Raw genomic sequence first — 25873 nt, forward strand, 5'->3', positions numbered from 1 at the left:
CCCGAGCCGCCGCGTCGTCCCCGGGGGCGCGGGCGTCTCGCCGTTCACCCCGCTCGTTCCTCTACTCCACCCCCCAGCGATCTATCCCGACCCGCCTCGCCCCCTCTGCGTCCGCCGGCCGATACACCTCTTCCTGCGGGATCACGAGCTCTCGATCTCCCCGCCCGCGCAGCACCTCCCTCTGCTCCGCGACGAGCTCCGAGATGTCCTCCACGCCCACCGTCCACTCCTCGGCGAACCGCCGCAGCATCGCGCCGCGCAACCCGAGCTGGATCGCCCTCCGCGCGACCGGCGCGCCCGACGGATCGTGGTCCGGATCCCACTGGAGCCGCACGTCCGAGCGCTGGAGATCTTCCTTCCACGCCTCCTGGCTCGGGTACAGCTCGGGCACGAAGCTCGACGGCACCGCGGCCGCCAGGATCGCGTCGAACCCCGCGCGCTGGATGCGGATGGCCAGCACCGCCTCCTGGTCGGGCTTCGTGCCCCAGCCCGAGCGGTACATCATCCAGAGGAAGTTCGGCTTGATCCAGCTCATGCGGCCGAAGCTGAACTCCGGCCCCCCGAGCCGCCGGTGCAGCGCCGCGTGGCGCGCGATCGAGGGACGGTACGCCTGATAGACCACGATGGTCTCGGCGTCGAACTGCGCGAGGACGTGCCGCCCCGCGGCGGGCCAGCGGGTGGCCTGCGCTGTATAGGGCTCCAGAATGAGCTTGTCCATCATCACTCCCTCTCCATGCCCCTCTTCCGGTCCCATCGATCGCCGATCGCCCGCGTCGTGCTGGAGCCATGGGAACCTGCCGTCTCGCGTGCAGACGAAGGGGATCGCCTGCCCGAAGGTAGCGCACTGTAATCAATCCGAAAAGCCGTATATCTTCACGCCGTCGCCGTTTACAGGCCTGCAGCGTCAATTGCGTCATTGCTTCCCTCGGCGGACTGGTGTATGGTTAGTTGTAAAGTCGTACACGCGCGGGGCTGTATTGTGAAATTGTCCATGAGGTCTTGGAGCCCTTTCGCGCGCAACTCGACGAGCATCTTCGCGTTTGAGAGCGCTGTGCGTTCTTATAGGCTGCCGGTCCCGACGGTGCGAAAGCGATCGAGCTTGCGATCAAGAACGCCCTTCGTCTATATCGCTGGTTCTGTCAGACTCAGATGCGCGGCATGGGTGACGTTGGCCGAGCGACCGCCTGCCAGCAAGCCTAACGGCTCTGAGAGAATGCCATGTGATTGGCATGGTAAGGCGCCTGAAGCTGCCCGTCCAAGATGGATTCGATCGTCGCATTGGACACGAGCGACTCAGCGGTCGAAAGGACACCGGACCAGTGGAGCGTGCCAGGACGCGTCGTGAGTGACAAGCAAGAACGCACCGCTCTCGTCCTGGTGAGCCGGGACCTCTCATCGATCGACATGCATTTTGATGAGCTGAACGACAGCATCGCGCTCGGGCTGACGTTCGCGAGCACGCCTGCGCACCAGCAGGGGGACGTCGTACTCCTCGGGAGCTTCGGCCCGCGAGGAACCGGCGACCTCTACGTATTCGTGGGAATGTTAGCGGGCTGCCACCACCGAGGCAAGATCTTAAGATACACCCAGGTGACACGTTTCTCGTGCCCCGTGGTAGCCTCGTATGGTCGGCATGTTCACCGCCGCGACCTACTCGGCGATCGCCAAGGTTGGGGACCTCATGAGTTCAACTATGTTCTCCCTGCAGCGCTGACGAAGGTGCCCGAAGAGGCCGAAGCCCTCTCACGGTGCTTGAAGCTGCAGGATAACTCGCGCGATTCATAGGATGGATTTCGCGCAGCGCAACGCTGTTCATGTCGATGCTCCCGCCGGCCCCGGAAGGGCTTGCTGACGGATCAGCGGGGGCGCTACGTGCACCAGCGCGCGACAGGAGAAGACGCTGGCAAACCGGCATACTTGGGGACTCTACGCATACTGCCAGTATGTGCGCCAGTGGGGCCGGCGCACGCGCACAAGGATGCCGGTGCTCGTACGCCGCGAACGGATCCAGGTGCACACGCTGTCCGTGCCGCGGCCCGCGTCCGCACGGCCGCCTTTGCCACCGCGCACCAGCGTCATGATCAGCAGAACGCGAAGCATCAAGGAGCGGAACGCGATGCCGCCATTCCACTCCCTCCGCATGCCGAAGCCGCTCGCCCGCGCCGCGCGCTCAACCGTCGCCGACGCGCACCACGAGCTTGCCGAAGTTGCGGCCCTCGAGCAGGCCGATGAGCGCCGCCGGCGCGTTCTCCAGCCCGTCGACCACGTCCTCGCGCAGCTTCACCCGGCCGTCGGCGACCCACGCGTCCATGTCGCGGCGGAAGGCGTCGAAGCGATCGCCGTAATGGTCGAGGATGACCAGCCCCTGCACGCGGATGCGCTTCTGCAGCACGGCCGTCATCAGCAGCGGCAGCCGGTTCGGGCCGGGCGGCGGCGCGTCGTCGTTGTAATGGGCGATCAGCCCGACCACCGGCACGCGCGCGCCGAGGTTGAGCAGCGGCAGCACCGCGTCGAACACCGCGCCGCCGACATTCTCGAAATAGACGTCGACGCCGTCCGGACAGGCGGCAGCGAGGCGCTCGGCGAGCTGCGGATCGCGGCGGTCGAGGCAGACGTCGAAGCCGAGCTCCTCGACCGCGTAACGGCGCTTGTCGGCGCCGCCGGCGATGCCGACCACGCGCGCGCCCTTGATCCTGGCGATCTGCCCGACCACCGCGCCGACCGCGCCGGTCGCCGCGGCCACGACCACGGTCTCGCCCGGCTCGGGCCGGCCGATGTCGAGCAGGCCGACGTGGGCGGTGAACCCGGGCATGCCGAGCACGCCGAGCGCCAGCGACGGCCGCGCCATCTCGCCGAGCTGCACGAGATCGTGACCGTCCGAGAGCGCGTGGTCCTGCCAGCCGGCGTTGCCGAGCACCAGGTCGCCGGCGCGGAATCGCGGATGCCTGGAGGCGACGACGCGGTGGACCGTGCCGCCCACCATGGGCTCGCCCAGCCGCACCGACGGCGCATAGGCCGGCGGGATCTCGTCCATCACCTGGCGCATGTACGGATCGAGCGAGAGGTACAGCGTGCGCAGCAGCACCTGTCCTTCGCCCGGCGTCGGGACGGCGGCTTCGTCGAGGCGGAAGTCCTGCGGTGTCGGCAGGCCGCGAGGACGCGCGGCGAGGACGACGCGGCGATTGACGGATTCGCGTTGAGGCATGGGCTTGCTCCTGGGCGTGGGGTGAGTAGACCGGTCGTCTAGAAGACGGGCGCGAGAAACGGCGGGACCGCATGCGCGTCGCGCCTCAAAGGGGCTGGGCCAGACCGAGCAGCAGCCGCGTGCCGGCCATGGCCGTGTCCAGCGGCGCGCGGTCGCGGGTGATCTTGGCCAGCAGGCTGGCGCCGAGCCAGCTCTGGTAGAGCGCCACCGCGACCGCCTGCGCGTCGAGCACGGCCGGCAGCGAGCCGTCCGCCCTGCCCGACTCGATGCAGCGGGTCAGGCGCTCGATGATGCCGCGGGCGCCGCGCTCCAGCGCCGCGCGCATGCTCTCGGACAGATCGCTGACCTCGGCGCCGAGCTTGACCACGAGGCAACGGCTCTGCGCCTCGTCGCCTGTCTGCGAGTCGAGCCAGTCGCGGAAGTAGCCGATCAGCCGCTGCGCGGCCGTGCCCGGCTGCGCCAGGAGCGCGTCCATGCGGGCCAGGTAGCCGGCGAAATAGGCCTCGATCACCGCCTCGCCGAACGACTCCTTGGAGCCGAAGTAGTGATAGAACGAGCCCTTCGGCACCTGCGCGGCCGCCAGCACCTCGGCCAGGCCGACCGCGGTGAAGCCCTTCCGGAGCAGCAGCGGATGGGCGACCTCGAGGATGTGCCGGCGGACGTCGGGGGTGGCGGCGGCGGTCGCGTTCATGACACCGCCACGGTAGCACCCAGTAGACCGGTCGTCTAGAGGACGCCGCCGTGGCTCCCGCTGGAGGTGCGCCGCCCGGGGCAGCGGGCGACCGCTGGCTCGTCGTCCGCATTCAGCTCGTGTCGGTGCCGCTCAGCCTGACCACGATGTTCGCGTCGTCGATGCGCGCCGACGAGGCGAGCGCGGTGAACCACGAGTCGCCGTGACCTGCAATTCGTCGTGATGTGGCTGCAGCGCAACGTCCATCAATCCGTGCGAGCCAACGCAATCGCGCGCGGACGCCAGGACGTGCACCTCGCGCCGTGGGCCAGGTCTCCGGCGGGGTTCGCGCCCATTGCCTCGAGGAGAACACGTCCAGATCGTGGTACACGTCGACAAGGTCGCGCAGCCGAGGGACGGGGGCGCAGGGAAAGCCGGGTGATATGGTTCGGAGCAGCCGGGGCAGGGAAGTCGAGCCGCCGGAGCCGCGGGGCGGCGAGGCGGGCGGCTCTGTACAGGAACATGGCGCGGCCGGACACCAGGCCACGGGAGAAGAGGCCGGCGGCTCGGCGCGCAATGCGAGCCGCCGTGCGGAGCCAGCACACCGCGAGACAGGTGCCCATGGAAAGCCCCGTCCGTATACCGTGGGCGTCATCACCCCCTATCTCGACGGCTCGTTCTGGAACCCGGTCCTGAAGGGCATCCACGAGACAGCGCAGCAGCACGGTTGTCGGACGCTCGTGATGCGCGGCACCCCCGCCTCGCTCCAGGCCCCCTCGCTCGCCAGAGACCAGGTGGATGGCTGGATCGTCGTGATCGCGGTGGAAGGCATCGAGCGGCTCGCTGGCGCGCGGGTCCCGCTCGTCGTCGTCGGCACCGATGCCCACGAAGGCAATTGCCCGTCCGTGATTCCCGACAACCGCAGCGGGATCCGGAGCGCCGTGCGCCATCTGATCGAGCACGGGCACCGGCGCATCGCGTTCGTCGGCTACTTCGGGGAGTCCGACGTGCGCGAGCGCTTCGAGGCCTACCGAGACACGCTCGCCGAGGCGGGGATACCCCTCGATCCCGATCTCGTCATCCGGACCAGCGACAGCTGGTATCCCGGAGGCGAGAGCGCCGCGCCGCAGCTCCTCGCGCAGCGGCATGCGTGCACGGCGGCGGTCTTCGGGACGGACAAGAACGCGCTCGCGATGATGCCCTTGTTGAAGGAGGCGGGCATGCGCATCCCCGAGGACATGGCGATCGTCGGGTTCGACGATGTGCCGGAGGCGCAAGCCGCCGACCCGCCGCTGACCACCGTGCGCCAGCGGTTCGAGATGATGGGGAGCGCCGCGTGCGATCTCATCCTCTCGATGCTCGCCGGCGAGACCTCCCTGCCCGAGCTCGTGCTCACGCAGAACACCTTGATCCAGCGGACCTCGTGCGGGTGCGACGTGATCCAGAGCATGCTCGACCAGGACGCGGCGCTCGAGGAGGACGCCGGCGGCGACCTGGACCGGCGGCTGGTCGAGCTGCTCCTCGCGCCCCAGCCCCTCGCGCCCGGGCTGTCGCCAGCCGCGGTATGGCCAGGGGTCGCCCTGGTGCTCGCCGGGTACTCCGCGGCGATCGAGGGCACCGCGCCCCCTCCGGCAAAGGAGCTGGAGTACGCTTACCACCAGGCCGCCGGCATCGCGCCCGACCTGGGCACCTTGATGGCGCTCGTCCGCCTGCTCCGCCGGGCCCACGCGCGGCGGGGCGGCGATGCGGCGTCCGCGCAGCGGGTCGAAGCGTTCCTGGACAGCGCGCGCCTCGCGATCGCCCGTGCCCGGCTCCATGTGGAGACGGACTCCCTGGCGCAGGTCGGGCTCCTCGTGAGGTCCAATTACGAGGTGGGCCTCGCGCTGCTCAGCGGCTCGCACCACGAGTCCCTCTCGCTGTCGTGGCTCGCGAAGACCAGCGCGATCTGGGGCTGCTTTGCGCTCCGGGAGGACGCGACAACGCTCGTCGTCGCCGGCGCCTACAGCCGCGATGGCAGCGCGACGCCCGCGATCGGCGGCCGCCATCGCGTGGAGGCGTTCCCACCTGCGGAGTCGCTGCCGCCCTCGGCCGCGAGCGGCGCGCACATGATGCTCCTCTTGCCGATCCGCACCGCCCGGCGCGACTGGGGGATCCTGGCGCTCATCGGGCCGACCCTCCGCGAGCTGACCCGGGACGAGGGCACGGTCGGGGTCTGGGCGTCGCTGCTCGCCGCGGCGCTCGAGCGCAATGAGCTCGTCCAGTCGCTCTCGGCGAAGCACACGGAGCTGCAGGACGCTTATGCCATCGAGCGCGCCCTCTCCGAGACGGTGCGCGAGCTCGGCTGCCCGCTCATCCCGCTCCTGCCCGGCGTGCTGCTCGTGCCGCTGGTCGGCGCGATCGACCGGGGCCGCGCGCTCCAGGTGCTCACGGCCGTGACCGAGGGGGTGGGCCGGCATGCGGCGCGCTTCGTGCTGCTCGACATCACCGGCGTGCCGGCCGTGGACGCCGAGGTCGCCCACGCGCTGGGCCAGACGAGCCGCGCGGTCGCCCTGCTCGGCGCGCGCCTCATCCTCGTCGGCGTGCGCCCCGAGATCGCGAGGAGCCTCGTGGACGTGGACCTCGGCGATCTGTCCACGTACTCGTCGCTGGCGGGCGTCCTTCACGAGCTGACGACAGGAAGACTCCGCCCCGAGGGCGCGAAGCGCCGTTCAGCGCGCATCGCCTGATCGCGGGCGGCGCTCGCGAGCGCCCCGGGGGTGATCTCCGCGATCGCCCGCGTCCTCGCCGTTCACCGCACGGGTGATCTGGCAGATCGCCCTTCCCCGCTGCGCTACCGTCGAGATTCAAAAAGCGCGGCGAGAGTGGATATTTTGGATCAGCAAGTGAGTCGTTGGAGCACAAAAGTGATTGCCATCGATTCATGATGTGTGGCTGTTCGGGCGGATCCTGATATGGTTTCCTTTCGGCGCTGTCGAGTCGCAGCATCGTGAGCCCGTGTCGGTGTCGACCTGTGTGGTCGGCGCTCGCACCAACTCGCGCCTTTCGTCGGGCGCGGCGTGGAGGAGACGATGAACCCCGAGCAGCACACGGATGGTTGGCGCCTCGAGCTCCCCGGCAAGAAGCTCAGGGTCGCGGCGCCGCTCTTGCTCGCGCTCGCCGCGGGTTGCAACGGCCAGATCGGCGGGCCCGGCCAGTCCACGGGGTCCGGCACGGAGGACCCCTGGGAGGGCGGCGGGGGCGGGCCTGCGAGCGGCCAGATCCCGGAGGACGTGCTGGCCTCGCCGTTCTGCCAGACGCCGCAGCCTGGCTCGGCGCCGCTCCGCCGCCTCAGCAACCATGAATATACCAACACGCTGAAAGATCTCTTCTCCGGCGTCTCGGGCGTGGCCTCCACCATCGACACGGTGGTCGCCACGTTCCCGAGCGAGGCCGAGTCGCTCGGCTTCCGCAACAACGCGAGCTTCCTGAGCGTCGGCTCGCTCGTCGCGCAGAAGTACCTCGACGCCGCGGAGCAGATCGCCGCCGTCGCGGCGCGCGCGCCGGGCCTGGTCTCCTGCGATCCGGCGGCGCTCGGTGAGATCGAGTGCGCGCGCGACTTCATCCGCACCTTCGGCGCCAGGGCGTACCGGCGACCGCTCACCGAGGCCGAGGTCCAGAGCTACGAGGAGCGCTTCACCGCGGGCTCTGACGGGGCCACCTTCAACGAAGGTATCGAGTGGGTCGTCTTCAGCATGCTGCAGTCGCCGAACGTGCTCTACCGCGTCGAGGTCGGCCAGGCGGGCGCGGAGGGCGTCAACGAGCCCACGCCGTACGAGATGGCCTCGCGGCTCTCGTACCTGGTCTGGCAGTCGCAGCCGGACGAGGAGCTCACGCGCGCGGCGGCGGCCGGCGAGCTGGGCACGCCGGAGCAGATCGAAGCCCAGGCGCGGCGCATGCTGGCCGATCCGCGGGCCGACCGCCTGTTCGAGTATTTCAACCAGTGGCTCGACACCGACATCCTGAGCAGCATGAGCCGCGATCCTGCGGTGTATCCGGGCGTCGTGTCCGGGCTGCCCGCCCTGCTCCACGAGGAGACGCGCACGTTCGTGAAGAGCCTGTTCGCGGACCCGAGCGGCTCGCTCGACGAGCTCTTCACCGCCGATTACAGCTTCGTGAACGGCGCGCTCGCGAAGCACTATGGAGTGGGCGGCGTGAGCGGCGACGACTTCGTCAGGGTGGACATGCCCGGTCGCTCGGGCGTGCTGACCCAGGGCATGCTGCTCACGCGCGACAAGGCGACGCGCACCTCGATCGTCCGGCGCGGCCTCAAGGTGCGCACCGATCTCCTGTGCAAGCTCGTGCCCGCGCCCCCCAACGATGTGGAGCTCGATCTCGAGGGCCTGGGAGACGGGCTCTCGCAGCGCGAGCGCCTCGAGCTCCACCGCACCGATCCGAGCTGCGCGGGGTGCCACAACCTGATGGATCCCCTCGGCGTCGTGTTCGAGTCGTTCGACGCCGTGGGCCGCTCCCGCACGACGGACGAGGAGGGCAGGCCGGTCGTCACCTCGAGCAACATCGCGCACACGTTCGACCTCGACGGCCCCGTGGCGAACGCCGCCGAGCTGGGCCAGCGCCTCGCGCAGAGCGAGGAGGCGCGCGCCTGCTACGTGCTGCAAAACTTCCGCTTCTTCTACGGTCGCGACAGGACCGACGCCGATCGCTGCTCGATGGCGGCGCTGTCGCTCGCGTTCAAGGAGAGCGGCTACAGCCTGTCCGAGCTCGTTGTCGCGCTCACGCAGACCGACGCCTTCCGCTACCGCCCGTGATCACCCCGGAGGACCCATGAAACCCCTGAGCCGCCGTACTTTCCTGCGTGGCGCATCCGGAGTTGCGCTCGCGCTCCCGTTCCTCGACGCCATGCGCCCGAGCCGCGCGCGAGCCCAGGAGGCGCCGCCCGCCCCGCGCCGCCTCATGTTCGTGTTCCAGGCGAACGGCGACGAGACGGCGAGGCGCTTCAGCGCCGGCGGTGAGACGAGCTTTCAGCTCGGCGAGTTCCTCGCCCCGCTCGAGCCCTACCGCGAGGATCTCCTCTTCCTCAACAACCTGCACAAGCGCTTCTACGATCTGCCGGAGTCCGAGCGGGCCGACAACCACCAGCAGGGCGGCAGCTCGCTCGCGCCGTGGAGGTCCGGCACCGGATCGTTCCCGATCGGCGGCACCGAGAGCACCATCGGATACGTGGAGGGGCCGAGCGCCGACCATGCGATCGGCGGTCGGGTGCTGGAAGGCAACGAGCGCGTCGCGCACCGGCACCTCGTGTACCGCGTCGGGACCAAGTGGAACGACATCTGGAACACGCACGCCCACGCGGGGCCCGTGGGCGAGCAGAACCCGATCCCGGCGGAGACCGACCCGTACGCGGCGTACGCCCGCATCTTCTCCTTCACGCCCGACGACGCGGCCGCGCAGAAGGAGGTGCTGAGGCGCCTGGCGAAGAGGCAGTCGGCCATCGATCTGGTGCGCGAAGAGGGCAATTCGCTCCTCACCAGGCTGGGCGCCGAGGACCGCGCCAAGATCCAGCAGCACCTCGACTCGATGCGCGACATCGAGCGCGCGCTCCAGACCGGCAACGGCGCGGCCGCGTGCGTGCAGACCCCGCTCGGCGAGCGGCTCGACCCCTATGACGACGACAACCACATGATCATGGGCGAGCTGTTCTTCAAGATCAGCGCCCTGGCGTTCGCCTGCGATCTCACGCGCGTGGTGAACTTCAACTGGAGCGGCAACACCAGCGGCCGCGTCTACTCGAACCTGGGCCTCAGCGAGGGCCACCACGACATCTCGCACAACAGCGATGACGCCGCGTTCGCCGACGTGCGCAAGATCCACAGGCACCTCTGGGAGCAGAACACCAAGCTCTACGAGATCTTGAAGAACACGAGCGACGGCGACGGCACCCTCTGGGATCACACGCTCGTCGTGCACTGGAACGAGCTCGGGCAGGGCGACACCCACAGCATCCACGACACCCTGGTCGTCCTCGCGGGCAAGGCGCACGACTACTTCCGGCGCGGGCGCATGATCGACTTCGACGGCGATCGCTCGTTCGCCGACATGCTCGTGAGCTGCTTCCACTACATGGGCTTCGAGGACGTCACGAGCTTCGGCCACGAGATCCTGAACACGGGGGGCGCCTTGCCGCTCACCTGAGCGTAGATTTCGCGCCCATGGGGCACGAGTGGGCCGACGGCGACGCGCCAGCGGCGTTCCGCTGACGAATGCGACGCCGATTACAACGATGCGCTTCCAGAGCGTCACGAAAACACACGCCCCCCTTACCCCCGCTATGGTTTCGGCTGGTTTCGGGCTCAATTATGCCAGCGGGCGAGCTGCGAGCGCTCCGGCACGTGCAGCTTCGTGCCCCGGCTCGACCGGGCCAACCTTCCCGGGACGAGGATCAGCGCGCGGCGAAGCCACGGCGTTCGCCAGCTCGCGAGCTGCGGAACGTGGTCCAGCACATAGCGGCGCATCAGGTTGGCGGTCAGCAGCTTCAACAGCAGCGCGGCATGATTGGCGTTGAAGCAGTGGCTCGGCACGCGACCGCATCCCCACCCGTGCTTGAGATCGCCGATGAGCGGCTCGATGCCCGCGCGCAGGTCATATCGCGCCGCTACATCTTCCGGCGCTTCGACCGGCTCGTTGGTCAAGAAGACCTGCACCGTGTAGTCGAGGCCTTCCCAAAGGTAGATCTGCTTGCCGTTCTCCCGGTCGCGTGTGCGTACGGCGATGACGCGGACCCCATCCGGCCAATCGCCGCGCCGGAAAGGCACCTCGGCCACCTGCCGTCGAGGACGACCGTCGGCATCCCGGTCGATGGTACGCCATCCGGTGGCGTGTGCGACCATGCCCACCAGATCGGGGCTCATCCGCGCCTTGGTCAGGAAAAAGCATCCCCTCGCGGCGACGGCGTGCATCAGCGCGCTGCAATCGCCCGCGCCATCGATCCGCACGTAGATGACCGCGCTTGGCGCTGCGGCGCGCGCCCGGTCGATGCACTCCTCGACGAACGGTACATCGGCTTCGCCGAAGCTCGTATCGCCGGGTCGCAGTTTGGCTCCCACGATAGCGTCGGCCTCGGCGATGCGCGCCAGGATCGGGTGATAGCTCGGCCGGCCGTGGTAGCGCGGGTTCGGGCCCGGAAGCGCCCCCTCCTGCATCCCGAAGAGCGGCTCCACGGTCGTATCGACGTCAATGTGCACGAACCGGTGCTTTCGGCGAGCAATGAGGGCGAGCCCGTGGTCGACGACCATGCTGTGCAGCGCTTCGAGCGCCTGCTCATCGAAGCGGCACAGGTCCCGATAGACGGTGTCGATGCTCGGAACGACCCCGCCTGCGAGACGTACGAAGAGCGGATCGACGGCGAGCGCTTCGATGCCGAAGACGCGCTCCTCGCCGGCGAGCGCGCAGTCCATCAGCAGGCGCATCTGTGCGGCCATTGGGTAGATGACCGAACGGCCCGTCTTCAGCCGGAAAAACCTGCGGCTCAGGGCCGCGTCGACGCCGAGCTCCCGGAGGAAGACGCCGAAGGGAGCAAGTCCTGCGATGCCCGTCAGGTTCTTCTCCGAGGGCTCGACGTGAATCCTGGAAGGGTCTGGCCGCCGGATTCGCTCCTGGTGCCGCCTATCGCCTTTGCTCTTGAACCCGAGCTCGCGTCGGCGCACCTTGGAGGTGCTCGGCGTGCGTCTTCGTTTGGTCATAGCAACCCGGGCGGGTCGCCACGCCGAGCCTTTCTTTCAAGGCGTTCCGTTTACCTCGCCGGATTTCTCACGCCCCGGATCGGCATGGTAGGCGCGAAATCCACGCTGAGTCGGCCCGGCGCGAGCGAGAGCCCTCGCTCCCGGGCCAGCCCCCCTCCTTCGCATCCAGCGGGCAGGGCGCCCTGCGCGTACTGCGAGACGTGCCGCTGCATGAGTGATATGTCCCGGACGCTCGCGACGGGCGCGCTAGGCTCCGCTCGTCTCGCTACCGAGCAGAGGCAATCAGCTCATGAATCCTGTCGCCATCACCTCCCTGATCGTGGCCGCCATCCGCGCCGAAGAGTCGACGCGGAGCGATCGCCTCTTCAACGACCCCTTCGCGAGCGCGCTCGCCGGAGACGCCGGCGTCGCTGCCCTCCGCGCGTACCGGGACGCGGACCGGCACGCGGGCAGCCTCCCCGCGACCCCGATCATCGAGGTGCGGACGCGCTGGATCGACGACGCGCTCTTGCGCGCCGCCGCCGGGGGCGTCGCTCAGGTCGTCATCCTCGCCGCCGGCATGGATGCGCGCGCCTACCGGCTCGCCTGGCCCGCGGGGACGCGCGTCTTCGAGATCGATCAGCCGGAGGTCATCGCCCACAAGGCCGCCGTGCTCGGGGCCCACGCGCCGTCGGCCGAGCGCGTCGCCATCGCTGCAAACCTCGCGGGCGACTGGCCCGCAGCGCTCCTCGCCTCGCGGTTCGACCCCGCTGCGCGCTCCGCCTGGCTCGTCGAAGGTTTGCTGCCATATCTCGCCGCGTCGTCGGTGGAGGCGCTGTTCGCGCATATCGACCGCCTCTCCGCGCCGGGCTCGATTCTCCTCTTCGACGGCGTGGGCAAGTCGCTGCTCGAGTCACCCGCGCTCGCGCCGACGCTCCGCATGATGGCCGACCTCGGCGCGCCGTGGATCTTCGGCACCGACGATCCCGCAGGGCTCGCCGCGGCGCACGGCTGGGAAGCCGCCGACCTCGATCCGGGCGAGGTGGGCGCGCGCTGGGGCCGCTGGCCCTTCCCTCCCACGCCGCCCGGCGCGCCGCGACGCCATCTGGTCGAAGCCAGCAAGCGCTGATCGCCCCATCGCCCGCCTGCGCCGCGGCGCCGCGGCGCCCCTCGTGAGCCGGCGAGTCCATGGATCGAGGCTGCTGGACTCGGCGGCGAACACCGCGGTCACCGGGGAGATCGTCCGCGCGAGCGGTGGCCGGCCTATGTGATCAGGGGATAGACCCGCGGGGAGGGAGGCGCGCGATCATGCATTGATGGCGCGCGATCACGCGTCGAGGCGCGCGATCATGCCATATCGCTCGAGCAGACCGGCGCGCGCGGCGACGCCGGCGACCCGGCGCCGGGGAGCTCGACCGTGAACGTGGCCCCGGCGCCGAGCGCGCTCTGGACGCGGATCGAGCCGCCGTGCGCCTGCGCGAGCTGGCGGCTGATGTACAGGCCGAGCCCCAGCCCGCCGTAGTGCCGGTCGGACACGGCGCGCTCGAAGCGGTCGAAGATCCGCTCCTGGCGCGCCGGGTCGATGCCGATCCCGTGATCCCTCACCGAGAGCCGCGCCGTCCCGCCCTCCTCGCCGAGGAAGATCTCGATGGGCTTGCCCGCGCCGAACTTGATCGCATTCGCGAGCAGGTTCGTGACGATCTGGTCGAGGCGCGAGCGGTCCCAGCAGCCCACGATCCGGCCGCCGTTCCGCAGCGAGACAGCGCACCCGGCGCGCGCCAGATCCAGCTCGAGCCGCGCGACAACATCGCGGACGACCGCGCCGAGGTCGACCTCCGCGACGTCGAGCGAGACCCGGTCGGTGTCGATCCGCGAGACCTCGAGGAGCTCGTTGCTCAGGCGGGCCAGGCGCGCGGCCTGCCGCAGCGCGCGCTCGACCTGCCTGCCCATGGCCTGCGGGTCGCAGGGCCGACCCGACCGGAGCCTCCGATCCACCGCCTCGAGCGTGAGCGTGAGCGACGTCATCGGCGTGTTGAGCTCGTGCGTCGCCACGGTGAGGAACTCGTCCCGCAGGCGGATGGCCTCCTGGGCAGCCAGGTACAGCCGCGCATTGTCGATCGCGAGCGCGGCCCTGTGCGCCACTTGCTGGACGAGCTCCAGGTCGGCCTCCGCGTAGCGTCGCCCCGGCGCGGCCGAGACGACGCTCAGCGTCCCGAGCGGTCGTCCCCGCGTCATGAGCGGCACGGCGATGACGCTGTGTGTCCCGAGCTCGCGGAGGATCCTCGCGTGCTCGTCGTCCTCGCAGTATTTCCGGAAGTCTTCCTCGGAATACCAGGGGACCAGGAGCGGCTTACCGCTCCGCAGCACCCTCGACGCCGGGTGGGACGAACTCCGGCCAGGGGGATACCGCCGCGGTAGCTGCTCGAGCAACGATTGCTTCGAGGGGACCCTGTGCGCGCAGAGGCTTCGCTGGAGGTGCTCCCCTTCGATGACGTCGATGATGCACCAGTCGCAGAGCGACTGCACCGAGAGCCGCGCGACGCGCGACAGCGTCTCGCCGATATCGAGCGATCCGGAGAGGATCTCCCCGGCCTCGGCCACGAAGGCCGCGCGCCGCTCCGCCGCCTCGGCCTCGGTCCGCGCGGCCTGCTCCCTGGCGAGCAGCCGCGCGTTCTCCAGCGAGATCGCCGCCTGCGCGGCGAGGAGCGACAGCGCAGCGAGCCGCTCCGGCGGGAACGCGCCGGCGAGGAGGTCGTTCTCGAGGTAGAGCAGGCCCGCCACCTCCGCCTGCCTCAGGATGGGCATGCAGAGGAGCGATCGGGGCTCGTGCCGCGCGAAGTACTCGTCGCCGGAGAACTTGCCCGCGTCGGCCGCGGCGTCGGTCAGGACGACGCACTCCTTCGTCCGGTGCACGTAGCGAACGAGCGACAGGGGGACGCGCCGCGAAGCGTCCTCCGTCGAGCGCGGGAGCACGGTCGTCACCTCCCCGCTCTCCTCGAGGATGGCCTCGGCTTCGATGGAGAGGCGCTCGTCCTCCTGCAGGACGAGGCAAGCTCGCTGCGCGCCGCCCTGCTCGAGGACCACCGTGAGCAGCGTCCGCAGGAGCTCGTCGAGGACGATCTCGCGCGAGATGGTCTGCGACGCCTTGATCACCGAGAGCTGGTCGAGCTGCTCGGACCGCGCCTCGAAGGAGGCCGTCGGGGCGATCGGCCTCGTGTCCCAGAGGTGCGGGTGCTGCTGATCGATGCGCTGGACCTTGCCGTCCGCCCCCCAGCGGACGTAGCCGGCGCGGGCCTCGCGGAGGTACGTATCGGCGATCAGCGCAAACCCTCGTTCCCGGTAGAACCCCGACGCGAGCTCGCAGGCCAGCGCCTCGTTGTGGACGAAGTGGTTCGCGCGGGCGGATCGGATGGATTCCTCGTAGAGCTGGGCCGCGTTGTCCCCTTCGCCGCGGAGGCGCGCGAGCTCGGCGCCGATCAGCGCCGAACGGTTGCCGAAATTCTCGGGGCAGCTCTCCGCCCAGGTGTCGATCTGCCTCTGGTGGGCGGCGAGGGCCTCGAGGTGCCGGCGCCGCTCGCCGGTATCCGCCGCGCGGCAGCGCGCCGCCCGCGCGAGCGCACCATAGAAATGATACTCGGCCAGCTCGAAGAACGAGCCCGACGTCCAGAGCAGCGGCCGCGCCTTCTCCGCGGCCTCGAGCGCGGCCTCGACGTCGTCCGCGTGGAAGCGCGCTTGCAGCTTGCGTATCCAGTACCAGCAGGCGGCGATCGCGAGGCGCGGATCGCCCTCCAGGCGCTGCTCGAACCGCCGCTCGTCGAAGTCCGCGTCGTTGAACGAAGGGAAATCGGGCAAGAGGCCCCGGAGGGCCCGGATGAGCCGGAGCTGCGCGGTGATGATGTCGACCGCGAGGCCGAACCGCGCCCGCTGCACGAAGTCGAGCGCGCTCTCGGCCTCTCGCTGCACCTCGCCGAGGGGCTCTCCCGCGGCGAGGAGGATCGTGATCAGGCAGTTCTTGTTGTACGAAGCATACGTGAGGTCGCCGGTCTCCTGCCCCGCCTCGAAGCCCCGCCGCAGGAGCTCGACGCCGGCGCGCATGTGCCTCACCCACGGGTTGACGCGGTGCCCGAAGCCCAGGTAGACGCGGGATCTGAACCGCAGCGTGCCGCGGCGCTCCAGGAGGTCGAGGCCGAGCCTGGCGAACCGGTAGGCCATGCGGTAATCGCCGAAGCGCGGCCCGAGGAGCATGCCGAACCAGGTGTAGGCCAGGCACGATGCGTCGCAGTTGCCGTGCTCGAGGCTGAGGTTCGTCATGCGCATCACGACGAGGCAATTCAGGTTCGCGTCGGTGAACAGGGCCGGCGACTGGGCGTGGGTCAGCACCTCGAGGGTCGCGCGGCACTCCGGATTGGCCATCTGGGGTGAGCCGATGAGGTCCTCGACCGCGCGGCCCCCGAGCAGCTCCGAGACCCGCGCGTATTCCTCCCGTACCTCCTCGTCCGTGGGGTGCGGCGACCACGTGATGCCGACGCGGCGGAGGTACTCGAGGCCCACGTCGACGCCGCGGTCGCTGCGGTCCATGGTCGTGTAGAGGCCGAGCCGCACGCACGTGACGGCGGCCAGATCGACGAGGCCCGCGGCGCGGCGCGAGAGCGCCGAGAGCCGCTCCTCGGCCGCCGAGAGGTCGCCGGTGAGGTACTCGCACTCGGCCCGGTGGAGCTCGATCTGGAACGTGAGCTCGTACCGCCGCTCCCAGCAGTCCTCCGGGAGCAGCGCCCTGCCGGCGGCGAGGTACCTCAGCGCCGAAGCGCAGGCCGTCGACCCCTTGGCGCGCTTGGCCGCGACGAGGTTGAGCTCCGCCACCCGCTCGCGCTCCTCCCGCGACGCGATCAGCGGAGCGCCGCGGTCGAGCTGATTGACGATCTCGAAGATCTTCTCCTCGACCTCTTTCGACGCCGCGCGCGACGCGAGCAGCCGGCCGATCGCGAGGTGCCTCGCCGCCCTCGCCCTCGGGCATGAGCGAATAGGCGGCCTCCTGGACCCGGTCGTGGAGGAACCTGTACGACGCGTCCTTGCGCAGGACCAGCCCCGCCCGGACGGCCTCCCCGAGGTCCGCGTGCGTCTCCTCCACCGAGCTGCCGCGGACCATCGCGAGGAGGGCGACGTCGGCTGTGCTCCCGAGACAGGCGAGGTGCTTCATCGCCTCCTGGGTGCCCGCAGGGAGCCGCGCGAGCTTGCCGACCATCAGGTCGATGACGTTGTCCGTGAAGCCCTTGTCGCGGATCTTCGCCACGTCCCACCGGAAGATCTCGGCGCGCTCGTCGAACTCGATGAGCCGCTCCTCGTGCAGCGCGGTGAGGAACTGGATCGCGAAGAAGGGGTTGCCGGCCGTCCTGTCGTGGACGAGCTGCGCGAGGTGCGCGGCGTCCTCGCGGCGGCAGCGGAACGCGTCGCTGACGAGCGCGGCCAGGTGCTCCCGGGAGAGCGGGCCGAGCACGACGTCCGAGACGCGCGCGCCGTCCTCGCGCGCCTGGTCGAGCGCCGCCGCGAGCGGGTGCGAGGGGGTCACCTCGTTGTCCCGGTACGCGCCGACGACGAGGAGGTGGCCCACCTCGGGGTGGGTCACCAGATCGTGAAGGAGCCCGAGGCTCGCCGGATCGCTCCACTGGAGATCGTCGAGGAAGAGCGCGAGGGGGTGCTCCTTCCGCGCGAATACCCCGATGAAGCTCCGGAACACGACGCAGAAGCGGTGCTGCGCCTCGGCCATCGGGAGCTCGGGGACGGGCGCTTGTCGGCCGATGACGAGCTCGACCTGCGGGATGACATTCACGATGAGCTGCCCGTTGGTCCCGAGCGCGTCGAGCAGCCGCTGTCTCCACGCCGCGATCCGGTCCTCCGCCTCGGCGAGGATGTCGCGCACGGCCTCCCGGAAGGCCTGGACGAGCGTGAAATAGGGGATCTCGCGCTTGTGTCGATCGAACTTCCCGGAGAGGAACAGGGCTCGTTCCCGGACGACCCGCTTGCAGAGCTCGTGGACGAGCGCCGACTTTCCGCTGCCGGAATAGCCCGAGACCAGGACGAGCTCCGTGGCTCCCGTGTCCGCCACGCGCTCGAACGCGCGCAGCAAGGCGGTCATCTCGCGCTCGCGGCCGTAGAGCTTCTGCGGGAGCTGGACGCGGCCGGAGATATCGCGCTCGCCGAGAGGGAACGATTCGATCCCGCCGTGATCTCGGTGCTGCGAGAGGCACCGCTCGAGGTCGTGCTTGAGCCCGCGGGCGGTCTGGTAGCGATCCTCCGCCATCTTGGCGAGGAGCTTCAGGACGATCGCCGAGAGGACCTCGGGCAGCTCCGGTATGGCCGAGGAGGGCGGCGGCGGGGCGAGGGCGACGTGGCAATGCACCCACTCGAGCGGATCCCGCGCCTCGAAGGGCAGGCGCCCGGTGAGCATCTGGTAGAACGTGACGCCGAGCGCATAGAGGTCTGCCCGGGTGTCGATCGACCGGTTCATCCGCCCCGTCTGCTCCGGAGACAGGTACGGCAAGGAGCCCTCGATGAGCCGGGGAGGCCCTGCCGCCGGCTGGTCGCGCGAGACGCGGGAGGCGAGGCCGAGGTCGGCGAGCTTCACCTCGCCCGTGGTCGTGTTGACGAGGATGTTTTGGGGCTTGAGATCCCTGTGGATGATGTCCCGCTGGTGGAGCTCCGCCACGCAGGCCACGATACGGACCGCGAGCTCCAGGAACCGGCCGACGCTCATCGGCCCATCGATGAGGTGAGCGAGCGACTCGCCGCCGAAATCCTCCATGACGAGCGCCGGCAGCCCCTCGAACGTCTCGAGGGCGATCGGGGTCACGATGGCGTCGTGGCTCACCATCTTGCCCATCGTGTACTCGTGTTGCAGGCGCTCGATGTCCTGCGAGCGGCCGCTCCTCGGGTCGATCACCTTCAAGACCACCGGGCGGCCGTCGGCGCTCCGGACCGCGCGGAGCAGGCGGGTCCGTCCGCCCTCGTGGAGGGTCGCGGTGATCGTGTACGGGGACGGCGCGCGCATCTCCATGGGGAGATTCATGGGGCCGACGCGCCGCGACGCGCTGGCCCCGCCCGGCGGTCTGGCGGGAGGTCGGCGCCGTTCGAGCTGCCGAGCCCGCGCGCTGCCCCGAGGCACCCCGTCCACGCGACCGGCGCGAGCGCACGGCGCCAGCCGGACACCGCGCCCTCCGCCCCTCGCTCCCGCGATCGTGCCATCACCAGATCCCTCCCATATCGATACCATGTCGACCCGGCGGCGCTCGCGCCGTGGGCGCCCGGCGCACGAGCTGCCAGCCTGAGCTGCTCCGCCGCTCCGACCGCCGCGCCGCCGCTCGCTCGAGCGCCCTGTCCGCCCGGCTACGTGCCGCGGAGGTGCCTGTCATCCCGGGATCGCGCTCACGCCTCGGCAGAGGAGCCGTGAACCACGTACAGGGACCCCGGTCTCCAAGGATCGATGTTGGTCGATGTGGCTTCACGGCGCCCCGTGCGCGAGTTTCCTCGCCCGGACTGAGCATTTGTTTTGCAGGCCACATTGACAGGGACGTCATCGATATGATGTCGTGTACTCGAGGATTCCTGTCCTCATCGGAATCCGAGCTCGACGGGTACGGGGCGAACCAGCATGAGCTCATGCAGACGTGGACCGTAGACGGCGACGCCTTCGTCGATCTCGCCCGGGTCCCCATTCCATGCAAGTCCGGGCGATGAGCTCGCCACAAGATCGAACTGCACGCAGGGGCACCCGCGCGACGAACGAACCACGTATCAGGAGGGGTCTCATGACGATGACTGGACGAACCTGGGCGGCGGCCTTCGGGCTCACGCTGATGACGGCGGCCTGCGGGGCGAGCGATACCGACGAGGGGGGCGAAGCCGCGCCGATCAAGCGAGAGTCGGTTCCCCAGAACGACTTCACTCCGGCGGAGATCGAGGCGACGATCGACAGGCTCGTCGCCGAGATCAACGAGAACTCGATCCAGCCGATGCAGCTGACGGTGTTGATGAAGTCCCTTGCCGGTTACTTTGCTCCGATCGCCACGGGCGCGAACCGAGCCATGGGTGAGCTCGGGGCCGCGGGGCGGGTCACGGGGAACGTGCTCGGGCCCACCGATGCTTCGGCCGAGCACATGAAGGCCATGGCGGACCAGACCCGACAGATAGAGCAGGTGGTGACGGACGGCGCCGAGGGGCTTGCCATCACGCCCTTCGGCGAGGGCAATGTGGACGCCATCGACGCCGCCGTCGCGAAGGGGATCCCCGTGGTCACGCTCGATGTCGACCTGACGACCTCGAAGCGCTCTATCTACGTCGGGATCAACAACACGTCTGCCGGGACCACGGCCGGGGAGACGCTGCTGCCGATGCTGCCCCGCCCGCCGGGTACGGTGATACTCCACGGCACCGAGGACCCGACCTGGGCTGACGGCGTCAATCGGACCCAGGCTGCCCAGGGCGTGCTCGTGAACGCCGGTTACGACGTGCTGGTACAACCGATCGACTACCTTCACGAAGCGGAAGACGTCGAGGCGCTGAAGGCCGTTATCGAGGCCGCGGACCCGCCCGTCGTGGGCCTGATCGGCGTGTTCAGCGTCTCGTACCGGTGCGCGATGGCCGCAGACGCCGCGGGCCTGTCGGACCTCCCCGTCGTCGCCTTCGACTTCGAGCCGCAGACCGTCGGCTACATGCGCCAGGGCCGCATCAAGGCGACGCACGTCCAGCGGCAGTACTACGCGGGGTACCTCGGGCCGTACATCGTCTACGGCATCAAGACCATCGGCCTCGACGCGACCAGGGAGATCCTCGCGCGGCAGCTCGTCGACGGGACCCGGTTCGACCTCGGCGTCGACGTGGTCCCGGCGGAGAAGGTCGACGACTTCACCGCCTTCCTCGACTCGATCGGCGCCGATCAGTAGCGGCGTCGCCGCTCGGCCTGGGCGTGCTCCACGCGGGAGCCGGCGCGGCGCCCCCTCGTCACGCTTGCTCGGGCACGCCCCCCGCGAAGCGCGCGGACAGCGGGAGCTTGACGTCCTCGGCCAGGTTGCCCTTGCCGGGGACGTGGTTGATCTCGAGCCGGATGCCGTCCGGATCCTCGAACACGATCGAGTAGTAGCCGGCCGCCCACGAGCCCTCCTCCGGCGCGTGCACGAGCTTGCCGCCGAGCGCGGCCAGCGTGCCCTCGAAGAACGCGTGGAATGCGTCGATGTCCTCGCGGCTGCGGGCGCGGAAGCACAGGTGGTGCAGGCCGGGCTTGTACTGGTGGAATCGGGTGCCGACGTACTCCGGGTTCACGGGGCGAATCAGCAGGCCGGTCTTGCCGCCGATGTAATAGAGCGAGGGCCGCTCGCCCTCGCCGCCCGGATCGTCGTACTGGCACTGCATCTCGAAGTGCTCGCACAGCGCGCGGTAGAACGCGCGGCTGCGCGGGAAGTCCGTGACCGATAGCTGGATATGGGCAATGCCGGCGAGGTTCACGGCGATCACGTTAGCCCACGTCCTCGACCGCCCGCCCGCCCATCGCCGCGGCCGGCGGTACGGCGGCGCCCTACGAGGCCGCGGCGAGCAGGCCCGGGCGCCGCAACGGGCCTGGACGCGCGGGTCGGTCGCCCGGACGCCTGCCTGAAGCACCAGCGTTGGTGCGCTCCTTGCTGAAAGCCCGGCTCCCCTCCCGGAGGCCATCACATGACCGATCGCAAGAACCCCGTGAATCCGTCGTCCAAAGAGCCGAGCGAAAAGGGCGCTGGCAGCGCGAAGCAATCGATGGGCGGCCCGTCGGCGAAGCCGCGGGCGGCGCGGCCGAAGCGCAGCCTGATCGAGCGCGCGGCGACCGCGCTCGGCAGCGGGACGAGCAGCGAAGACGACGGGGTGCGCAACCTCGCGGCCGCCGACCGCCTCGACGCGAAGGTCGACGCCACCGAGGCGCTCGTCGCCGCTATCCCCGAAAATGTGAACAAGGCGTCCGAGTATGCGCTGCGCGGCAAAGTGCCACAGCCGCCGCAAGGTGCCACAGCCAAGCCCGAGAACCTCGACGCGACCGCCAGCACGATCACCGAGAGCAACGAGTCCGAGAAGAACGGCGGCAAGGCGGCGCCGGGCGAGAACCCGAACCAGGGGCCGCTGCAGAAGCACCGGGTCGACTCGCTCGGTCGGGCGCTGACGACGAATCAGGGCGTGCCCGTCGGGGACAACCAGAACTCGCTGCGCGCGGGGCTGCGGGGCCCGACGCTGCTCGAAGACTTCATCCTGCGCGAGAAGATCACGCACTTCGATCACGAGCGCATTCCCGAGCGCGTCGTGCACGCGCGCGGCTCTGGCGCGCACGGCTACTTCGAGTGCACCGAGGACATCACCTCGCTCACCAAGGCCGCGCCGTTCGCGAAGGTCGGCAAGCGGACGCCGGTCTTCGTGCGCTTCTCGACCGTGGCGGGGGAGCGCGGCAGCGCCGACACGGTGCGCGACACGCGCGGCTTCGCCGTGAAGTTCTACACCGAGGAGGGCAACTGGGACCTCGTCGGCAACAACATGCCCGTCTTCTTCATCCAGGACCCGATGAAGTTCCCCGACGTGGTGCACGCCGTCAAGCCCGAGCCGCACCACCAGATGCCGCAGGCCTCGAGCGCCCACGACACGTTCTGGGACTTCATCTCGCTCATGCCCGAGTCGATGCACCACATCATGTGGCAGATGAGCGATCGGGCGATCCCGCGCAGCTACCGCACGATGCAGGGCTTCGGCGTGCACACCTTCCGGCTCGTCAACGCGGCAGGCGAGGCGACGCTCGTGAAGTTCCACTGGACTCCCGTGCTCGGCACGCACTCGCTCGACTGGGATGAGGCGGTGAAGATCTCGGGCGCCGACCCCGACTTCCACCGTCGCGACCTCTGGGAGGCCATCGAGGGCGGGGCGTTCCCCGAGTACCTCTTGCAGATCCAGACGTTCACGGAGGCCGAGGCCGAGCGGTGGAGCTTCGACGTGCTCGACGCGACCAAGATCGTGCCGGAGGAGCTCGCGCCCCTGCGCACCGTCGGCCGGCTCGTCCTGAACCGCAACCCCGACAACTTCTTCGCCGAGACCGAGCAGGTCGCGTTCTGCACGCAGCACATCGTGCCCGGCATCGACTTCACGAACGACCCGCTGCTGCAGGGGCGCAACTTCTCGTACCTCGACACGCAGCTCTCGCGCCTCGGCGGGCCCAATTTCCACGAGATCCCGATCAACGCGCCGGTCGCCGAGGTGCACAACAACCAGCGCGACGGGTTCCACCGCCAGGCCATCAACCGCGGCCGCGTGAACTACGAGCCCAACTCGCTCGCCGGCGGCTGCCCCTTCCAGGCCGGCGCGCGCGGCTTCGCCTCGGTCGCCGAGCGGCTGCTCGCGCAGCAGGCCGTGACCGAGCCGACCAAGCTGCGGGCGAAGCCCGAGAAGTTCGCCGACCACTACACGCAGGCGCGCCTCTTCTGGGCGAGCCAGACGCCCATCGAGCGCTACCACATCGCGCGCGCCTTCCGCTTCGAGCTGACGCGCGTGCAGACCCAGGCCATCCGCGAGCGCATGGTCGCGATGCTGCGGAACGTCGACGAGGCGCTGGCCGCGCGCGTCGCGGCCGACCTCGGCATGCCGCTCCCCGAGCCGCTCTCGATGGTGGTGCCGCCCGTCAAGGACCCCGAGGTCGCTGTGTCGCCGGCCCTGTCGCTGTTCGCCCGGCCCGGCGACGGCCGCATCCTCGGCCGCCGCGTCGCGATCCTCGTCGCCGACGGCGTGAGCGGCGCGGCGTCGAGCGCCCTCTACGACGCGCTGCTGCTGGCGGGCGCGGTGCCCCGCTACGTCGGCGCGCGCCTCGGCGTGGTGCGCACCGTCGAGGGCGACGAGCTGCCGGTCGAGGTCACGATCGAGGCCGCCCCGAGCGTCCTCTTCGACGCGGCGGTGCTGCCGCCCGGCGCTGGCGCGGCGGCGCTGGCGCTCGACGGGCTCGCGGTCGAGTTCGTCCAGCTCCAGTACCGCCACTGCAAGCCGCTGCTCGTGCCGGCGTCGGCCGCGTCGCTCGCCGCGGCTGCGGGCGTCAAGGCCGCCGCGGACGCCGACCCGGGCCTGCTCGTCCTGCCCGACGACGCGGTGGCCCAGGCGGCCCCGGCGTTCATCAAGGCGATCGCCATGCACCGCGCGTGGCAACGCCAGACCGAGCCGCCGGCGGTCTGACCCCGGCCGGCAGCGGGGGCGGCGCGCCGGACGCGCACGCCCTCGCGGCCGGGTCGAAAACAGAACACGCTCCATCGACCCAGGGAAGGTCCCACGGCGGGGCTTGACGCCTCCGGAGCGTTTGGATTCCTTGGGGCGCCACACCCTCACAGCCGAAGGATCTCAGCGTGTCGGTCAAGGACCATCTCTCCATCTCGCCCGAGGTCAGGAAAGCGCTCGCCGACGGCCTGCCGGTGGTGGCGCTGGAGTCGACCATCATCACGCACGGCATGCCTCCCCCGCAGAACCTCGAGATGGCGCGGCGCGTGGAGGCGGTGATCCGCCGCAACGGGGCCGTGCCGGCGACGATCGCGATCATGGACGGCAAGCTCAAGGTGGGCGTGACGGCGGACGATCTCGAGCGGCTGGCCGGGGCGGGCGGCAAGGCGGTGAAGGCCTCGCGGCGCGACGTGGCCGCGCTCCTGGTCTCGGGCGCGATGGCCGGAACGACGGTGGCGACCACGATGATGGCGGCGGCCTGGGCCGGTATCCATGTGTTCGCCACGGGCGGCATCGGCGGCGTGCATCGCGGGGCGGAGACGACCTTCGACATCTCCGCCGACCTGGAGGAGCTGCGTCAGACCCAGGTGGCGGTGGTCTGCGCGGGGGCCAAGTCGATCCTCGACATCCCGAAGACGCTGGAGACGCTCGAGACGAGCGGCGTGCCGGTCCTGGGCTACAAGGCCGACGATTTCCCGGCCTTCTGGGCGCGGCAGAGCGGGCAGAAGGTGGACCACAGGATCGAGAGCGCCGAGGAAGCGGCCAGGGTGATCGCATTGCAGTTCGAGCTCGGCATGGGCGGGATCCTGGTGGCCAACCCGATCCCCGAGAGCCATGCCGTGGACGCCACGGCGATGGAGGCGTGGATCGAGGAGGCGATCGAGGGCGCCGAGGCAGAGGGCGTGAGCCGCAAGGACCTGACGCCGTTCCTCTTGAAGCGTATCGTCGAGCTCACCGGGGGCAAGAGCCTCATCGCCAACATCGCGCTGGTCGAGAACAATGCGGCGGTGGCGGCGGAGATCGCGGTGGCGCTGAGCAAGCTCGGGGCAGGGCCGCAGGCGAAGGCATGAGCGAGGCCGGCCGCGTGCTCGTGGTCGGCGACGTGATGACGGACGTGATCGTCCGTCCCGAGGGCCCGCTGGTGCGCGGCTCGGACCGGCGCGCCAGGATCGAGAGCCGGCCGGGAGGTTCGGGGGCGAACCAGGCGGTGTGGCTTGGTTCGATGGGAACGAGGGTGTCGTTCGTCGCCCGGGTGGGGGCGAAGGACAAGCCGCACCTCGAGGCCTACTTCAAGGGCCTCCACGTCGACCCGATCCTCGTGGCCGACCCGCAGGAGGCGTCGGGCGTGCTGGTCATCCTCGTCGACGCCGACGGGGAGCGGAGCTTCCTCACCGACCGGGGGGCGAACCTCGCGCTCGAGCCTTCGGACATGCCGGTGGGACTCCTGGACGAGACGCGGCTGGTGCTCGTCTCGGGGTATTCGCTGTTTGCCGAGGGGCCTCGGCGGGCCGTGCTGTGGCTCGCCGAGGAGGCGCGGAGCCGCCGTATCCCGATCGCCATCGACGCCGCGTCGGTGGGCTTCCTGCGGGAGGTGGGGGTCGGGGCCTTCCTCGAGTGGACACGAGGGATGTCGACGCTGCTCGCCAATGCCGACGAGGCGGAGGCGCTCTCGGGCGCCGGTGACCTCACCGGGCAGATGGTCGCGCTGGGGGCCTGTTTCGAGCGGGTGATCATCAAGCGCGGCCCACGGGGCGCGGCGGTGGGCGGCCGGCACGGCGTGCGCCTCGACGCGCCGGCGCCGCAGGTGGAGGTGGTGGACACGACCGGGGCCGGCGACGCGTTCGCGGCCGGGTTCATCGCCGCGGAGCTCGAGGGCGCGGGCGAGGCGGAGTGCCTGCGGCGCGGGATCGAGGCGGGAGCGAGGGCGGTGACGCGGCTGGGCGGGCAGCCGGACCCTCGAGGGGCTTGATCCGGACGGAAACTCCACGGCTTCCCCTCCGCCGCGGCGATCGCTTTGTCTTGACAGCC

Annotated in this window: 16 protein-coding genes and 1 pseudogene; 10 read left to right on the plus strand and 7 right to left on the minus strand. The window is 70.1% G+C overall.

Annotated elements, in window-relative coordinates; genetic code table 11:
• Positions 1–61: 61 nt before the first annotated feature.
• A complete protein-coding gene (locus WME76_RS40765) occupies positions 62–718 on the minus strand; it encodes a DUF4291 domain-containing protein (RefSeq protein ID WP_437962217.1) in 657 nt (218 codons plus the stop codon).
• A gap of 542 nt (positions 719–1260) precedes the next feature.
• On the opposite strand from WME76_RS40765, the gene WME76_RS40770 reads away from it, so the two are divergent.
• Positions 1261–1785 (plus strand): hypothetical protein, encoded by a 525-nt coding sequence (locus tag WME76_RS40770; RefSeq protein WP_437957551.1) that lies wholly within the window; start codon positions 1261–1263, stop codon positions 1783–1785.
• Between the two features lie 385 nt (positions 1786–2170).
• Here WME76_RS40770 and WME76_RS40775 read toward each other — a convergent pair whose 3' ends face one another.
• Together WME76_RS40775 and WME76_RS40780 are read right to left on the minus strand one after the other, a co-directional pair.
• Positions 2171–3205 carry an NADP-dependent oxidoreductase gene (locus WME76_RS40775; RefSeq protein WP_437957552.1) on the minus strand — a complete coding sequence of 345 codons (1035 nt, stop codon included), beginning with the start codon at positions 3203–3205 and terminating at the stop codon, positions 2171–2173.
• A gap of 85 nt (positions 3206–3290) precedes the next feature.
• Complete coding sequence (locus WME76_RS40780) at positions 3291–3896, minus strand: TetR/AcrR family transcriptional regulator (protein WP_437957553.1); 606 nt, start codon at positions 3894–3896, stop codon at positions 3291–3293.
• Between the two features lie 50 nt (positions 3897–3946).
• Here WME76_RS40780 and WME76_RS40785 point away from each other — a divergent pair, with 50 nt between their 5' ends.
• From WME76_RS40785 to WME76_RS40800, 4 genes are all read left to right on the plus strand, one after another.
• Positions 3947–4102 (plus strand): hypothetical protein, encoded by a 156-nt coding sequence (locus WME76_RS40785; protein ID WP_437957554.1) that lies wholly within the window; start codon positions 3947–3949, stop codon positions 4100–4102.
• Positions 4103–4519: 417 nt separating this feature from the next.
• Positions 4520–6601, plus strand: a complete 2082-nt coding sequence (locus WME76_RS40790) for a substrate-binding domain-containing protein (RefSeq protein ID WP_437957555.1) — start codon at positions 4520–4522, stop codon at positions 6599–6601.
• A 342-nt stretch (positions 6602–6943) separates the two neighbouring features.
• Positions 6944–8680 (plus strand): DUF1592 domain-containing protein, encoded by a 1737-nt coding sequence (locus WME76_RS40795; RefSeq protein WP_437957556.1) that lies wholly within the window; start codon positions 6944–6946, stop codon positions 8678–8680.
• 16 nt (positions 8681–8696) lie between these two features.
• Positions 8697–10064, plus strand: a complete 1368-nt coding sequence (locus tag WME76_RS40800) for a DUF1552 domain-containing protein (RefSeq protein WP_437957557.1) — start codon at positions 8697–8699, stop codon at positions 10062–10064.
• Between the two features lie 158 nt (positions 10065–10222).
• Here WME76_RS40800 and WME76_RS40805 read toward each other — a convergent pair whose 3' ends face one another.
• Positions 10223–11611 carry an IS1380 family transposase gene (locus WME76_RS40805; protein WP_437954830.1) on the minus strand — a complete coding sequence of 463 codons (1389 nt, stop codon included), beginning with the start codon at positions 11609–11611 and terminating at the stop codon, positions 10223–10225.
• Between the two features lie 289 nt (positions 11612–11900).
• Between WME76_RS40805 and WME76_RS40810 the strand changes: the two genes are divergently transcribed.
• Complete coding sequence (locus WME76_RS40810) at positions 11901–12719, plus strand: class I SAM-dependent methyltransferase (protein ID WP_437957558.1); 819 nt, start codon at positions 11901–11903, stop codon at positions 12717–12719.
• A 218-nt stretch (positions 12720–12937) separates the two neighbouring features.
• Here the strand turns inward: WME76_RS40810 and WME76_RS40815 are convergent, their stop codons facing one another.
• Positions 12938–16450: a GAF domain-containing protein gene (locus WME76_RS40815; RefSeq protein ID WP_437957559.1), complete on the minus strand. Its 3513-nt coding sequence runs from the start codon at positions 16448–16450 to the stop codon at positions 12938–12940.
• Between the two features lie 787 nt (positions 16451–17237).
• Positions 17238–18857: pseudogene (locus tag WME76_RS40820) on the minus strand (serine/threonine protein kinase); the annotation flags it as partial.
• 535 nt (positions 18858–19392) lie between these two features.
• On the opposite strand from WME76_RS40820, the gene WME76_RS40825 reads away from it, so the two are divergent.
• Complete coding sequence (locus tag WME76_RS40825) at positions 19393–20526, plus strand: substrate-binding domain-containing protein (RefSeq protein WP_437957560.1); 1134 nt, start codon at positions 19393–19395, stop codon at positions 20524–20526.
• Positions 20527–20584: 58 nt separating this feature from the next.
• On the opposite strand, the gene WME76_RS40830 is transcribed toward WME76_RS40825, so the two are convergent.
• Entirely contained in the window at positions 20585–21094 is a 510-nt protein-coding gene (locus tag WME76_RS40830) for a VOC family protein (RefSeq protein ID WP_437957561.1), read from the minus strand.
• Positions 21095–21292: 198 nt separating this feature from the next.
• Between WME76_RS40830 and WME76_RS40835 the strand changes: the two genes are divergently transcribed.
• The 3 genes from WME76_RS40835 to WME76_RS40845 all read left to right on the plus strand — a co-directional run bounded on the left by WME76_RS40835 (position 21293) and on the right by WME76_RS40845 (position 25814).
• Entirely contained in the window at positions 21293–23806 is a 2514-nt protein-coding gene (locus tag WME76_RS40835) for a catalase (RefSeq protein ID WP_437957562.1), read from the plus strand.
• A 167-nt stretch (positions 23807–23973) separates the two neighbouring features.
• Positions 23974–24915, plus strand: coding sequence for a pseudouridine-5'-phosphate glycosidase (locus WME76_RS40840; RefSeq protein ID WP_437957563.1), 942 nt, complete (start codon positions 23974–23976; stop codon positions 24913–24915).
• Positions 24912–25814 carry a carbohydrate kinase family protein gene (locus WME76_RS40845; protein WP_437957564.1) on the plus strand — a complete coding sequence of 301 codons (903 nt, stop codon included), beginning with the start codon at positions 24912–24914 and terminating at the stop codon, positions 25812–25814. Before WME76_RS40840 ends, WME76_RS40845 begins: the two co-directional genes overlap by 4 nt.
• Positions 25815–25873 lie beyond the last annotated feature (59 nt).

This window comes from Sorangium sp. So ce119 (assembly GCF_051524405.1).
In the GTDB taxonomy this organism is placed as follows: Bacteria; Myxococcota_A; Polyangia; order Polyangiales; family Polyangiaceae; genus Sorangium; species Sorangium cellulosum_G.

What these genes read in the sequence shown, in the direction of transcription:
- WME76_RS40810 (WP_437957558.1), top strand. Translation starts at nt 11,901, where the DNA reads ATGAATCCTGTCGCCATCACCTCCCTGATCGTGGCCGCCATCCGCGCC.
- WME76_RS40780 (WP_437957553.1), bottom strand. Translation starts at nt 3,896, where the DNA reads ATGAACGCGACCGCCGCCGCCACCCCCGACGTCCGCCGGCACATCCTC.
- WME76_RS40775 (WP_437957552.1), bottom strand. Translation starts at nt 3,205, where the DNA reads ATGCCTCAACGCGAATCCGTCAATCGCCGCGTCGTCCTCGCCGCGCGT.
- WME76_RS40765 (WP_437962217.1), bottom strand. Translation starts at nt 718, where the DNA reads ATGGACAAGCTCATTCTGGAGCCCTATACAGCGCAGGCCACCCGCTGG.
- WME76_RS40800 (WP_437957557.1), top strand. Translation starts at nt 8,697, where the DNA reads ATGAAACCCCTGAGCCGCCGTACTTTCCTGCGTGGCGCATCCGGAGTT.
- WME76_RS40770 (WP_437957551.1), top strand. Translation starts at nt 1,261, where the DNA reads ATGGATTCGATCGTCGCATTGGACACGAGCGACTCAGCGGTCGAAAGG.
- WME76_RS40835 (WP_437957562.1), top strand. Translation starts at nt 21,293, where the DNA reads ATGACCGATCGCAAGAACCCCGTGAATCCGTCGTCCAAAGAGCCGAGC.
- WME76_RS40795 (WP_437957556.1), top strand. Translation starts at nt 6,944, where the DNA reads ATGAACCCCGAGCAGCACACGGATGGTTGGCGCCTCGAGCTCCCCGGC.
- WME76_RS40845 (WP_437957564.1), top strand. Translation starts at nt 24,912, where the DNA reads ATGAGCGAGGCCGGCCGCGTGCTCGTGGTCGGCGACGTGATGACGGAC.
- WME76_RS40825 (WP_437957560.1), top strand. Translation starts at nt 19,393, where the DNA reads ATGACGATGACTGGACGAACCTGGGCGGCGGCCTTCGGGCTCACGCTG.
- WME76_RS40805 (WP_437954830.1), bottom strand. Translation starts at nt 11,611, where the DNA reads ATGACCAAACGAAGACGCACGCCGAGCACCTCCAAGGTGCGCCGACGC.